This is a genomic window from Thalassospira sp. CH_XMU1448-2 (assembly GCF_037027285.1).
Taxonomy (GTDB): domain Bacteria; phylum Pseudomonadota; class Alphaproteobacteria; order Rhodospirillales; family Thalassospiraceae; genus Thalassospira; species Thalassospira profundimaris_C.
Window position 1 is genome coordinate 666905 of record NZ_JAYMEA010000002.1, and the last position, 14149, is coordinate 681053.

The following is a 14149-nucleotide window of genomic DNA, read 5'->3' on the forward strand; positions in this document are numbered from 1 at the left end:
GGCATAGTGGCTCCGCCTTCTTGCATTTTACCGGTGGCCTGAAGCGGCACAAATAGCCGTTGTTCCAAGCACCTTGGAACCAGACCAAGGTTGACCCAGACAGATCCGGTCAAAGAACACATGCTTTATTTTACAAAATGGAAAGCAGCACTGGTCCTTCTGGTGTGTGCTTTGGGCGTAATCTACGCCGCGCCAAACTTCCTGCCGTCGGGAGCTTTCCCGACCGAGGCAAGCTATTTGCCCGGAAAACAGATTAACCTCGGTCTTGATCTTCGTGGTGGCTCTCACATGCTGCTCGAAGTTGATACTGACAGCGTTCTGCGTGAACGTTACGAGGCATTGGCAGACACGATCCGTACCGACCTGCGCAAAGAGCAGATTCGAAACCGTCCGCGTGAAGCTACGGCAAACGGTGCCGATATCACCATTCTTAGTCCAGAGGACTTTGAAAAAGCACGCGAGATTGCACGTTCTGCTGAGCCGAACACAGACTTGAGCGGCGAAGGCAACACCATCCACGTTACCTATAACGCAGTTGCCCGGAAGGAACTGATTGACCGCGCAATTGCGCAGTCTCTGGAAGTTGTCCGCCGTCGTGTTGACGAGCTTGGTACGACTGAGCCATCAATCCAGCGTCAGGGTGAGAACCGTATTGTTGTTCAGGTGCCGGGGCTTGATGATCCGTCACGTTTGCGCGCGATCCTCGGTCGTACTGCAAAGATGAATTTCCATCTTGTGAATAACGAAAAAACAGCTGCTGACGCACGTGCTACTGGCTTGCCGCCAGGAACCATGATCCTTCCTGCTGCAGATGCATCAGACAAGGCGGCTGGCATCAAGGAATTCCTGATTGACCGCCGAGTGGTCGTTTCTGGCGACAACCTTGTTGATTCGCAGCCGACCTTCAGTGATGGTCGCCCGGTTGTTTCGTTCCGCTTCGATGCGGCAGGCGGTGCACGATTTGGCGACATTACAAGCAAGAATGCGGGGCGCGGGCTGGCGATTGTTCTGGATGGTGAGGTGATTTCTGCGCCACGCATCAACGAACCAATTCTGGGTGGTAACGGTATCATCACCGGCCAGTTCAGCGTTCAGGAAGCAAATGATCTTTCATTGCTGTTACGTGCGGGTGCATTGCCTGCACCGATGCAGATTCTTGAAGAACGTTCTGTTGGTCCTGGGCTTGGTCAGGATTCGGTTGAAGCCGGTGAAATTGCTGCTGTGCTCGGACTGGTCTTCGTTGTGGCCTTCATGGTCATCAGTTATGGCCGTTTTGGTCTCTATGCCGACATCGCCCTGATGATGAACCTTATTCTTGTCGTGGCTGTGATGTCCGTTCTTCAGGCAACGCTAACACTTCCTGGTATTGCCGGTATCGTTCTTACCGTTGGTATGGCCGTTGATGCCAACGTTCTGATCTTTGAACGTATCCGCGAAGAACAGCGCAATGGTCGAACCGTCATCAACTCGATTGATGCCGGTTACCGCAGTGCCATGTCGACAATTCTCGATGCCAATATTACCACGCTGATCGCGGCACTGGTGCTGTTCAGCTTTGGTTCTGGTCCGATCAAGGGCTTTGCCGTCACGCTGGCAATCGGCATCATCACGTCGATGTTCTCGGCGATCTGGTTGACCCGCCTGATGATTGCAGGCTGGGTCAAGCGGCGTCGTCCGACCGAGCTGGTACTTTGAGGAAGGGAACAGGGAAGATATGAAACCTTTGCATCTTATCCCGGATGACGTGAACGTCCCGTTCCTCAAATTCCGGAAATTCTTTTATATCGTATCCTTGGTGATGGTTCTGGCATCTGCTGCCTTGTTCTTCACCAAGGGGCTCAACTTCGGGATCGATTTTCGCGGGGGTATCCTTGTTGAAATCAAGACCGATGGTCCGGCAGATATCAGCGGATTACGCGACAATCTTGGAAGTCTTGGTCTTGGTGACGTTTCGATCCAGGAATTCGGGGCGCCGGATGACGTTCTGATTCAGTTGCAGCGTCAGGATGGCGACGAAAAGGCCCAGATGGCTGCGTTGGCGCAAGTCACCGATGCCCTTGGCGAAAATGTCACCATCCGTCGTAGTGAACTTGTCGGCCCGAAAGTAGGTAGCGAGCTCAAGGAAGCGGGTTTTTATTCGGTCGTGATTTCGCTGTTGCTGATCATGGTCTATATCTGGTTCCGCTTTGAATGGCAGTTTGCAGTGGCTTCGGTTGTTGCCCTGTTGCATGACGTTGTGATTACGGTCGGGTTCTTTGTGATCACCGGTGTTCAGTTCGATCTTGCAACGCTTGCCGCCGTTCTCACGGTTGCCGGTTATTCGATCAACGATACCGTCGTTGTGTTTGACCGTATTCGAGAATATCTGCGCAAGTTCCGCAAAATGGAAATTCCGGATCTTCTTGATCTCTCGATCAATTCGACGCTGTCGCGTACAACCATGACGTCATTCACGACCTTGCTGGCGCTGATTGCTCTGTTTACCTTTGGTGGCGAGGCAATCCGCGGATTCACGCTGGCGCTTATTTTCGGCATCGTGATCGGTACATATTCGTCAATTTGTGTGGCTTCTCCGCTTTTGATTGTTTTGCGTCTGAAACGCAAAATTCCCGAAGCAGAAGAAGGTCAGGAAGTAAAAGCCTGATCCGACCAACATTGATCTAGAATTTGCAAGAAGGCCGGGGATGTGCGAAAACGCCCTGGCCTTTTTGTTTTGCCGTTTTGTTCGCCCGAACAGAACATGATGCGCTCCAGATGATACGAGGATTTCCATGTCACTTGAAGTCAGCCCACTTGTTGCCGAAGGTCGCAATCTGGTCTCAAGCTATGGTGACGGTCTGTTTCGCTTTGGCGAAGAAACGGTAAACGGTTCAGTGTTGCTGTTTCCGGAATCCATCTACTCATGGAATGTCAAATCCATCGATGACATTTCGGTGGACTCATTTGCCCGCATCATCGAGAAAGCTGATGAAATCGAAATCTTGCTGCTGGGTATGGGGACGCGTTTGACACCTGTGCCGCTGGCATGGCGTCATGCGCTTAAAGAGCATGGTATCGTGATCGAGCCGATGGATACCGGTGCGGCTTGCCGCACATACAATGTCCTGGTTGCAGAGGCCCGTCGCGTAGCAGCCGCCCTGATTGCGGTTTGACGCCTATTCCTTCAAATAGGCCAATACCTGCTGGCGAACCTGTTTGACGCTGGCAAACAAGGCAGCAGGGCCCGGTGCAGAATCCACCGGGAATGAATCACCGCACAGAAACAGGTTCTTCCATGGTGCTTTCAGGCGATTCCGCAAGGCGGCATGGCCAGGTGTAAATTCGGGAAATGGAGCTTCCGCATCAATGAAGCTGAAATTGGGATGTTCGGCCCCTTGAACATTTTGAGCCCGTGCCTGCAAATCAAGATTGAGATACTGGTTGCATAGCCACACGCAGCGCTGCCAGATACGGTCCACAAGCTGCTCTATTGTTCCGTCAGCAGGAAGGTGAAAGCTGCTGTTCAGGCTGACCTGGATATGTCGGCGATGGCAATATATTGCCCGGACAAGGTCATCGCTAACGAACAGGCAAAGAGGTTCCGCAAATGGACGGCGTAGCTCATATGCCACTGTTTGTCTGCGTGCCGGGGCGGGCGGGATACCAATGTCGGGGACAGCGTTACACAGTGGTTTGGGATGAAGTGCAAGTACGACCGCATCACTGGGCTTGATCATAACCTGAATATCATCGTTAAACAAAAGATCGGTGGCATATTCAGACGTGCTGTCAATATCACCAAGCCTGGTTCGGGCCATGATCTCTCCACCCGCCGCTAAAAAGCGTTCACGCAGTGTCGGCAGGGCGATATCATTGAGGATGATAGGATCAATCGCCGAAAAGACCGGCTCATGTGATCGCGTGACCACGGCGCTTGCTTTGGGCACGAGAACCCGCGCGAGCAGAGTGCTTGAACATTTGTGAGCCGGAATTGAAAACAGGACTTCTGCCAACACTGCCAGAGCATCGCGATGGTATGTGCCGGGTTTATGGGCGTGCTCGTCGCTATCAAAGTCACCGAACGAAGCGGCCGCCTCGACCCGGTTTTCCTCATTGCCATAACGTTGTCGCCAAAAGTCGATCATGGTGTATATGCGGGCCAAAACGCCAAGTCGCCGGGCGATCAGAGCCCTTGAAACACCCTGATCAAGCGTGATGATCGCAGGTTTGCGTCGGCCGCGTTTTAATCCCATGACACAGTGGGCCGGGCGGACGAGTTTGGCCGGGATTTCGGGCCATCGGGCAAAGTAGTCTGCAACCAGGCCGTCCGGATCATAAAAGATTTCCGGCTCCGACGTTTTGTGACTTTCGGGCGCGGTTTGCATACCACGGGTCCAGCGGCTTTCGAATGGCTCGCCTTCGTCATACAGGTGTACGTCCACGCCGTCTTCGGCCAGCTGGGTTGCCAGTGCCGCACCAGCCAGGCCGCCGCCTATAACATGTAATTTTCCAGAGGTGAAGGATGCCATATGCCTGCGCCACTTTAATTGTTATACAAGGCCGGAAATACTGGTTTGCACGTTATCGTGTCATTCGGTCTGACAAAATAACCTTAACAGCAGAACACCTTACAAGCCATGGATGAAATTATCACTGCGCAGATCAACCAGCCAATTGAAGTTGTTGGTACAATGAAAAGCGGGTTGGAAGCATAGAATGACTGAGACGCCAAAGCTCTCGCATTGCGCGGACTACACGCGCCGTCATGATCGGGATCGTTTCCTGTGTGCGTTATTTGCCGCACCTGAAAAGCGTGAAGACCTGTTCACGCTCTATGCTTTCAATCAGGAAGTCTCGAAAACGCGCGAAATGGTTACGGAAATCATGCTTGGCCATATTCGGCTGCAATGGTGGCGCGATACCCTGAGCGAAATCGGGGAGGGCAAAGTACGCAAGCATGAAGTTGTCGAACCGCTTGCGGAACTTGTTCAGTCTCAAGCCGTTTCGGTTCGTGACCTTGAAACCGTCGTTGCCGCGCGTGAATTTGATCTTGAAGACCGCCAACCTGCTGATCAGGAAGAACTTGATCGATATATCGATCAAACCTCAGGTCAGATGGCAGTTCTTTCCGGGCGTGTTCTTGGTGCGTCGGGAGACGATGCTGAACACGCGATCCGTCTTGCGGGCAATGCCTATGGTCTGGTCGGTATCATGCGTGCAATGGTATTTCATGGACGTGCCAAGCGCCTTTATCTCCCCAAGGACCGGATGGAAAATCACAATGTCGGGCAGAGCGATATCTTTGAGTTCCGAAAAAAGGAAGAGGTCCGCAACCTGACCAAAGAACTGGCAGAACTGGCAAGAAAGAGGATTGCCGAGGCACGCAAGCATCGAGGGGCTGTTCCGAAATCTGCCCGCGCTGCTGCATTGCCACTGGTTCTTGCCGACGGGTATCTGCGCAAACTGGCCAAAGCGGAATTTGATCCGTTCTCGGCCGAATTCGGGCTTGCGCGACCGGCAAGTGTGCGTTTGACCCTTAATGGCTTGCTTAAAAGCTATTGATGCCAATTCACGTGATGGCTGGATATTGCGAAAATATCATCTACATTAACGATAAAGGATAAGACAGCTTCGTTCTGTCCGTGTTAGCGTTAATAACGCCTTGTTTACACGGTGCAACGTCAATTGTGGGCTACCCAGCATGAGGGTTCGTATGGCATATCCGCATTCCAGACTTGGAACTAACTGGCTATCGAAGCTGGTTATTGTCATGCTGTTTGGTGGTTTTGGTTTTGCACCATTTGTCGCCCAGGCAGCAAGTATCGATCCGTTCGTTGGTGATTATCACGGTGTGACAATTGAACATGCCGATGGCGAGCTGCAGGCCCGCGATCTTGACGTCAGCATTGAAAAGACGGAAAGGGGTTTTAACGTTGACTGGGCTACTGTCATTCACAAAAAGGACGGGCGCGAAAAGAACGTTTCGCTGAGTATCGAGTTCTATTCAACCGAACGCCCGGACATCTATGGCAGTGCAATGCGCTCAGGCCTGTTCGGGAAACGTATCCCAAACGATCCGTTAAAAGGTGAACCGTTTTTCTGGGCACGTATTGTCGGTAAAACCCTTACCATTCATGCCCTTTATATCACCGATGAAGGTGGTTACGAGATGCAGGTCTATGAACGCAAGCTTGATGATGACGGCAATATGGACCTTGTTTTTAGCCGGTTTCGGGATGGCAAGCAGATCCGTGACATTACCGGCAAGTTGACCCGCCAAAAGAAAACTTATTGATTGTGATCAGATAGCATCAAGCTGAGACAAGAAAGCCGCATCACAGGATGCGGCTTCTGTCTTGTTATGCGGCGTTTACCGCACTTAGCCATTGATCAAACAACGGAATGGCACGATCCGAATAGAGCTTTTTCCGATCCCGGCCCTTGACCCGTTTGGTCAGCTCCAGATCCGGGAACAGTCCGAAATTGACATTCATCGGTTGGAACGTGCTTTCGTCTGCACCGCCTGTGATATGGTTCAAAAGCGCCCCCATTGCCGTTGCAAGGGGCGGGGTAGGAATTGTTTTCCCTGCTTTTTCAGCCGTAGTAAAGCGACCAACCATCAGTCCGACCGCTGCACTTTCAACATAGCCCTCGCAGCCGGTAATCTGACCGGCGAACCGCAAATCAGGGCGGGCTTTGAGGCGCAAGGTCGGATCAAGAAGGCGTGGTGAGTTCAGGAAGGTATTCCGGTGTATGCCGCCAAGGCGGGCAAACTCGGCGTTTTCAAGGCCCGGAATGGTCCGGAATACGTCAACCTGGGCACCGTATTTCAGTTTGGTCTGGAAGCCGACCATATTGTAAAGCGTGCCAAGCGCGTTGTCCTGACGAAGCTGAACAATCGCACGCGGCTTTACAGTCGGGTTATGCGGATTGGTCAGGCCGACCGGCTTCATTGGACCATGGCGCAGGGTTTCGCGCCCGCGCTCAGCCATCACTTCAATCGGAAGACAGCCATCGAAATAGGGGGTGTCTTTTTCCCATTCCTTGAATTCGGTTTTTTCGCCGTCAAGCAGGGCATCGATGAAACGATTATACTCGTCTGCATCCATCGGGCAGTTAATATAGTCCTTGCCATCGCCCTTGTCATAACGCGATTGGAACCATGCCTTGTCGAAATCAATGCTTTCCTTGTAGACAATCGGCGCAATCGCATCAAAGAAGGCAAGACTTGCTTCACTGGTGACTTTGCGGATTGCCTCGGCAAGCGCTCCAGAGGTCAGAGGCCCGGTCGCAATGATGGTATGCTCCCATTCCTGCGGCGGCAGATCATCAATCTCGCCACGTTCCATGGTGATAAGCGGATGATTCTCCAGCGCGTCGGTAACAGCTTGCGAGAAGCCTTCGCGGTCAACGGCCAACGCGCCGCCAGCGGGGACCTTGTGTTGATCGGCGCAACGCATGATGATGGACCCGGCACGGCGCATTTCGTCGTGGATCAGGCCAACAGCGTTATATTCCTTGTCATCCGAGCGGAACGAATTCGAACAGACCAATTCGGCACATTTATCCGTATGGTGCGCGTCTGTCGGACGTACCGGGCGCATCTCATGCAGGATAACGGGCACACCGGATTCTGCCAGCTGCCAGGCGGCTTCACTGCCGGCCAGACCGGCACCGATAATATGAACAGGTTTAACCGTATTCACGTGTGCGAACTCCTCGCGAAGAATATGTTTGAAAGCTTGGCACACACATAGCGGTGCATGGGGGCATATTTCAAGTCAATTGCGCAGTCATCATGCCATCAGTACGCATGGACCCATGAATTTTTCACATTGCCACAGCAAGTACGTCTTATATGCCAGACCCGTTCTGTCGAACATATGTGAAACTGGGGCCAATATGAGCTACCCGCATCACCCATATGGCTATGAACCCACACATTGTCCGGTAATCGGGCTTGTTCCCCGACGTCGGATCATACGCGATGTCGAGTGCAAGCCGACTTCGCAAGACGATGCCGCGTGTCAACCAGACGCTCCGACGGAGAGCAAGGAACGGCGGCCGGGATTTCCGTTTGGTGGTTTCCCCGACGGGGTCTTTAGTCCTGCCGACATCGAAAGCATGATTGAATACGTGGTGGCAACCCGCCAGGGATGGCGAGCCTCGCTTGTCATGCGGGCGTTCTTGCGATGGTGGCGCAATGATGTGGCCCCGGAAAGCAGTGTAACTGACCGCAAGCAATCCGATGCTGTTTTGATGCTTTTGGCGCTTAATCAGGGACGTGACGGCTTTGTCCACGGGTATTTGCACGATCTGAGCGCAGAGATGAAAGATCATCCCAAGTTACCAACCCCCGAAAACGCGATTGAAAAGGCCTTCAACAAAAGCCTTCGGATTGCCGCACTTGCTTTGGCGCTGTCGCCAATCGTTCTGATTTTTGCTGTTCTGATGTTTGTCCAGATCGACACCATCATCAGCACAGGCAATGGCAAATTGTTCGGGTTCAGTTACGACCTGTTGTTCTTTGTTGGCAGCTTCGGTGCCATTGGTGCCCTGACAAGCATGATGATGCGTTTAGGGAAGGACACCCCGTGGGCGGATATGGAACCGTCGTCGGTGTTCTTTAATTTCCTGTTCCGGCCATGCATGGGGTTTTGTTTCGCACTGGTCGTGCTGCTTGCGCTACGCGCCGGGATACTGCCCATACCGCTTGATGAGCTGCATAATCTTGATGACCTCGACCAGATCAGCAATTCCGCCGTGGCCGGACAACAAATGTCGATCGTTCTGGTCTTCGCATTCTTGTCAGGATTTAGTGAACGGCTGAGTACAGCCTTGGTCAAAAGAGTTGAAAACCGGGTAACCAGTGGCGGGTAGGCGATGAAAAAGGGCAGCAAAAACATGCTGCCCTTTAAATATTATTCCAGTCCCAGATGCCGTTTCAGATAACGACCCGTATAGCTACGCTCATTGGCCATGATGGCCTCCGGGGTGCCAGTGCCGACCAACTGACCGCCGCCGTCGCCACCCTCGGGTCCTATATCAATGATCCAGTCAGCCGTTTTGATAACGTCAAGGTTATGTTCGATCACGACCACCGTGTTGCCCTGATCCACAATGGTATGCAGCACCTCAAGCAATTTGCGGATATCGTGGAAATGAAGACCTGTGGTCGGTTCATCGAGAATATAGATCGTCCGTCCTGTCGCGCGTTTTGACAGTTCCTTGGCAAGTTTGACGCGCTGTGCTTCACCACCCGAAAGAGTTGTCGCCTGCTGTCCAAGGTGGATATAGGAAAGACCGACCTGTTTCAGGGTTTCCATCTTGTCACGGATCGAAGGAACAGCCTTGAAGAATTCGGCGCCTTCTTCGACCGTCATATCAAGAACATCAGATATTGATTTGCCTTTAAACGATATTTCCAGTGTCTCGCGGTTGTATCGTTTACCTTTGCACTGATCGCATGTCACATAGACGTCGGGCAAGAAGTGCATTTCGATCTTGATGACGCCGTCACCCTGACAAGCTTCGCAACGACCGCCTTTGACGTTAAACGAGAAACGACCGGGCTTGTAGCCGCGTGTTTTGGCTTCGGGCAACTGTGCGAACCAGTCCCGGATCGGGGTGAAAGCCCCGGTATAGGTCACCGGGTTGGATCGCGGGGTTCTGCCAATCGGGCTTTGATCAATATCGATGATCTTGTCGATAAGTTCGACACCGGCAATGCTGTCATGTGCGCCGGGATGATGACGGGCGTTATGCATCCGTTTTGCCAACGCCTTATACAGCGTTTCGATCACCAGACTGGACTTGCCACCACCGGAAACTCCGGTAACACAGATGAATTTTCCAAGCGGGAAATCAACATCAATGCCCTGAAGGTTGTTGGCCGTGGCCCCCTTGATGGTAATCGCCTTGCCATTTCCTTTGCGACGTTCCTTGGGAACAGCGATCTGTTCGATCCCGACAAGGTATTTCCCCGTCAGGCTGTTGGGGTTCTGCTGGATTTCTTCGGGGGTTCCCTGCGCAACAATACGTCCACCATGGATACCTGCACCCGGGCCCATATCAACGACATAGTCAGCTGCGCGAATAGCATCTTCGTCATGTTCAACGACAAGAACAGTGTTTCCAAGATCACGCAGGCGCTTGAGGGTTTCCAGAAGACGGTCATTGTCGCGCTGATGCAGGCCAATTGAAGGTTCATCAAGGACGTAAAGCACACCTGTGAGGCCCGAGCCGATTTGCGATGCCAGGCGAATACGCTGGCTCTCACCGCCCGAAAGGGTGCCGGACGTGCGCGACATGGAGAGATAATCAAGTCCGACGTCACGCAGGAACCGCAGACGGTCATTGATCTCGCGAAGAATACGCCGGGCGATCTCTGTTTCTTTCTCGTTCAGCTTGCCTTCAAGGCCGATAAACCAGTCACCGGCCTTGGCAATCGAAAGATCGGTGATCTGCGAGATATCAAATCCATCAACCTTTACGGCCAGTGCTTCGGGTTTCAGGCGTTTTCCCGAACAGGTCGGGCAATGTGAAACCATCTGATATTTGGACAGTTCATCACGGGCCCACTGACTGTCAGTTTCGCGCCAGCGACGGGCCATGTTTGGAATAACACCTTCGAACGGGCGAGAAACCTTATAGCTGCGCGACCCGTCATCATAGGTAACGGTGACTTCTTCTTCGCCGGAGCCGTTCAGAATAATGTCCTGAGCTATTTTCGGTAATTTGTCCCAGGCAACATTCGTCTTGAAGCCGAAATGCTTTGCGACCGATTTCAGCGTCTGCAGATAATATTTCGATGTGCTGCTTGCCCAAGGAGCAACAGCGCCATCTTCAAGCGTCTTGCTTTCATCAGGGACAACCAGCATCGGATCAAATTCCATCTGGGTGCCAAGACCATCACAAGCCGGGCAGGCGCCAAAGGGATTATTGAATGAAAACAGGCGGGGTTCGATTTCCTCAATCGTAAAACCGGAAACGGGGCAGGCGAACTTTGCAGAGAAGACAGTGGTTTCCCCAGTCTTGGCGTCTTCGGTCAGGACGATGCCATCGGTCAATTCAAGGGCAGTTTCAAAACTGTCGGCAAGACGGGTGGCGATGCCTTCCTTGACGATCAAACGATCCACCACGACTGAAATATCATGTTTCAGTTTTTTATTGAGTTCGGGGGCCTCGTCGATGTCATACATCTCGCCATCGATTTTGACGCGCTGGAACCCGCGTGAGCGCAGATCACGCAATTCCTTTTTGTATTCGCCCTTACGTCCGCGTACGATCGGAGCAAGAAGGTAAAGACGCGTGCCTTCTTCCATCTCCATCACCCGGTCGACCATCTGCGACACCGTCTGGCTGACAATTGGAAGACCCGTTGCAGGCGAATAGGGGATCCCGATGCGCGCCCACAGAAGACGCATATAGTCATAAATCTCGGTGACGGTACCGACGGTCGAACGCGGATTGCGCGATGTCGTTTTTTGTTCGATCGAAATGGCCGGGGACAAGCCGTCGATATATTCGACATCCGGCTTTTGCATCAATTCAAGGAACTGGCGTGCATAGGCAGACAGGCTTTCGACATAGCGACGCTGACCTTCGGCATAGATCGTGTCGAACGCAAGCGAACTTTTTCCGGATCCCGAAAGGCCGGTAATCACCACCAGAGAATCGCGTGGCAGTTCAACGTCGATGTTCTGAAGATTGTGTTCTTTCGCACCGCGAACCGAAATTTTCGTCAGCATATCGGGCCTTTTGTTCCTGAATTGTTCGGAAAGTGTATAGAGGACGTCAACGCTATACGCAAGCGCACCCCTGACAGCTCCTGTCAGTATTTGTCAGGAGACTGTCATTTCACAATGACCATGGCGATAGAGACACGAAAAAACCCGCCGAACAAGTCCGGCGGGCTTCACAAATCCTGTGACCATTTTGGTCGAACAAGGCTGATCAGGCTTAGCCCTTGGTGACCGAACGACCGGTCGCGCCAAGGTCTTTGAAAGCTTCTTCGAGACGGGCTGCCATCGAAAGTTCAGCTTCGCGAACCCAGACGCGCGGGTCATAGTCTTTTTTGTATGGTTTGTCCGTTTCCGGATCGACCTGATACTTGAAGGCGCGCGCATGGGCTTCGACATATTCACCGACCGGGCGGGAATAGGCGAACTGGGTATCGGTATCGATATTCATCTTGAAAACGCCATAGCTGACGGCTTCTTCGATTTTCTCTTTTTCCGAACCGGAACCGCCATGGAATACGAAGTCCAGAGGACGGTCGCCAAGACCATGCTTCTCGGATACAAATTTCTGGCTTTCCAGAAGAATTTCCGGACGCAGTTTGACGTTGCCCGGTTTATAGACACCGTGCACATTACCGAATGCAGCAGCAACCGAGAAATGGCCGAGCGGCGACAGACGGCGATAGGCCTCTTCAACTTCTTCCGGACGGGTATAAAGACGCGGATCGATCTCGTCACTTGACGTGTCAAGCTCGTGACCAATGCCGTCTTCTTCGCCACCGGTAACGCCCAGTTCGATCTCAAGGCTCATCTCGATGGCGGACATGCGCTTAAGGAAGGTCTCGCAAGTCGACAGGTTGTCTTCAAGCGTTTCTTCCGAAAGATCGAGCATGTGAGAGCTATAAAGCGCCTGACCGGTTTCGGCATAGGCCTTTTCGCTCCATTTCAACATTTCATCGACCCACGGGACGAACTTGCGGTTCGCGTGATCGGTATGCATGACAACAGCGACACCGTAATATTCAGCAAGAAGCTGTGCATGACGGGCAGCCGAAACTGCACCCACGACACGGGCAGCATCAGCGTCCTTGATGCCCTTGCCGGCAAAGAACTGTGCACCACCATTCGAAAGCTGAATGATAATGTCAGAACCGGCATTCGCGGCAGCTTCAAGGGCTGCGTTCATCGTGCTTGATGATGTGATATTAACAGCGGGAAGGGCGTAACCGTCCTGCTTGCAAGCAGCGACAAGGTCACGATAGGCAGCACCGGTAACAACACCGGGTTTAACGGAAGGCATGTGGGTACTCCTCCTGGGGGTCAGAGTAAAACAGGTGCCCCCGTGCGAACCGACTGGTCCGCGGCAAGGGCAATCCGTAAGGAGCCCAATGCATCTTCCATATGCTGCGTCAGGTCAAGATTTTCTGTTATAGACTTTAGGAAAAATTCCTGTTCACGCAGGCACAGACCATCGTGATCGGGTTCGTCATCTGTGCGGATGATTTCATCAACGCGGGTGAATTCGCCGGAACTGTCGGTATCTGCATGATGCAGGCGCAATGCATTTGTCTTGGTGTGGGTATCGATGTCGGCCGATCCGGCTCCTTTTTCTTCGACATCGGTAATCGAGACGCAACCTTTCGGTCCAATGACATCCTTAACAAAGAATGCGGTTTCGCTGATCATCGGACCCCAGCCAGCTTCATACCAGCCAACTGAGCCGTCATCAAAACGTACCTGAAGCTGCCCATAGTTATACATCTCTGGTGCGACATCCTCAGAGAGACGCACACCAATTGCATTGACCGATACCGGCTTTGCGCCGGTCATCAGGCACATGATGTCAAGATAATGAACCCCGCAATCAACAATCGGCGATACGCTGTTAAGCAACCGCTTGTGGGTTTCCCAAAAGGCGCCGCTGCTTTGTTGGTTAAGGTTCATCCGCATGACAAGCGGTTTGCCGAGTGTCTTGGCAATTTCGACGAACTTTTCCCAGGATGGATGATGGCGCAGGATATATCCGATCACCAGTTTCCGATCATGTTTGCGTGCAGATGCGACCACGCGTTCAGCATCTGCGACGGTCGCGGCCAGCGGCTTTTCAATAAAAACATGTGCCCCGGCTTCAAACGCTGCGATGGCGAAATCTGCATGTGTCTCGGTATAGGTATTAATTGAAACCGCATCCGGTTTGGTTTCTGCCAACGCAGTATAGAAATCGGTAAACTGCGGATAGTCGGCAAAACCATCCGGAAGCTTGTTTGCCGGGATTTCGGAACGTGCACAAATGCCGACGATTTCGTATCCATCCAGCGCGTGATAAGCCTTTGCGTGGGACATACCCATATTACCAAGACCAATGACAAGAATACGAACCGGCTTCATTTTATGCCTCCTGAAAACCTGATAAAATATTGATTGTTTTG

11 protein-coding genes are annotated in these 14149 nt (G+C 52.5%); 6 read left to right on the forward strand and 5 right to left on the reverse strand.

The genetic code is table 11. The features are described 5' to 3' along the window. Positions 1–120 precede the first annotated feature (120 nt). The 3 genes from secD (at position 121) to WA318_RS10445 (ending at position 3152) form a co-directional block, all read left to right on the forward strand. The gene (gene secD / locus WA318_RS10435) at positions 121–1695 is read left to right on the forward strand and encodes a protein translocase subunit SecD (RefSeq protein ID WP_114099830.1); all 1575 of its coding nucleotides are present in this window, start codon (positions 121–123) and stop codon (positions 1693–1695) included. Positions 1696–1714: 19 nt separating this feature from the next. Further along, complete coding sequence (secF, locus tag WA318_RS10440; RefSeq protein ID WP_336080826.1) at positions 1715–2644, forward strand: protein translocase subunit SecF; 930 nt, start codon at positions 1715–1717, stop codon at positions 2642–2644. 127 nt (positions 2645–2771) lie between these two features. Then, positions 2772–3152: an Mth938-like domain-containing protein gene (locus WA318_RS10445; protein WP_114099799.1), complete on the forward strand. Its 381-nt coding sequence runs from the start codon at positions 2772–2774 to the stop codon at positions 3150–3152. 3 nt (positions 3153–3155) lie between these two features. On the opposite strand, the gene WA318_RS10450 is transcribed toward WA318_RS10445, so the two are convergent. Beyond that, entirely contained in the window at positions 3156–4508 is a 1353-nt protein-coding gene (locus WA318_RS10450; RefSeq protein WP_336080829.1) for an NAD(P)-binding protein, read from the reverse strand. Positions 4509–4695: 187 nt separating this feature from the next. On the opposite strand from WA318_RS10450, the gene WA318_RS10455 reads away from it, so the two are divergent. Together WA318_RS10455 and WA318_RS10460 are read left to right on the forward strand one after the other, a co-directional pair. Further along, entirely contained in the window at positions 4696–5541 is an 846-nt protein-coding gene (locus WA318_RS10455; protein WP_336080830.1) for a phytoene/squalene synthase family protein, read from the forward strand. A gap of 151 nt (positions 5542–5692) precedes the next feature. Next, entirely contained in the window at positions 5693–6274 is a 582-nt protein-coding gene (locus tag WA318_RS10460; protein WP_258548802.1) for a hypothetical protein, read from the forward strand. Between the two features lie 64 nt (positions 6275–6338). On the opposite strand, the gene trmFO is transcribed toward WA318_RS10460, so the two are convergent. Continuing rightward, positions 6339–7685, reverse strand: a complete 1347-nt coding sequence (gene trmFO, locus WA318_RS10465) for a methylenetetrahydrofolate--tRNA-(uracil(54)-C(5))-methyltransferase (FADH(2)-oxidizing) TrmFO (protein ID WP_336080831.1) — start codon at positions 7683–7685, stop codon at positions 6339–6341. A 418-nt stretch (positions 7686–8103) separates the two neighbouring features. On the opposite strand from trmFO, the gene WA318_RS10470 reads away from it, so the two are divergent. Next, positions 8104–8859, forward strand: a complete 756-nt coding sequence (locus tag WA318_RS10470) for a hypothetical protein (protein WP_336080833.1) — start codon at positions 8104–8106, stop codon at positions 8857–8859. 41 nt (positions 8860–8900) lie between these two features. On the opposite strand, the gene uvrA is transcribed toward WA318_RS10470, so the two are convergent. The 3 genes from uvrA to WA318_RS10485 form a co-directional block, all read right to left on the reverse strand. After that, entirely contained in the window at positions 8901–11729 is a 2829-nt protein-coding gene (uvrA, locus tag WA318_RS10475; protein WP_336080835.1) for an excinuclease ABC subunit UvrA, read from the reverse strand. Between the two features lie 211 nt (positions 11730–11940). Next, positions 11941–13020: a class II fructose-bisphosphate aldolase gene (gene fbaA / locus WA318_RS10480; RefSeq protein ID WP_114099792.1), complete on the reverse strand. Its 1080-nt coding sequence runs from the start codon at positions 13018–13020 to the stop codon at positions 11941–11943. Positions 13021–13040: 20 nt separating this feature from the next. Continuing rightward, the gene (locus tag WA318_RS10485) at positions 13041–14108 is read right to left on the reverse strand and encodes a Gfo/Idh/MocA family protein (protein WP_114099791.1); all 1068 of its coding nucleotides are present in this window, start codon (positions 14106–14108) and stop codon (positions 13041–13043) included. Between the last annotated feature and the right edge of the window lie 41 nt (positions 14109–14149).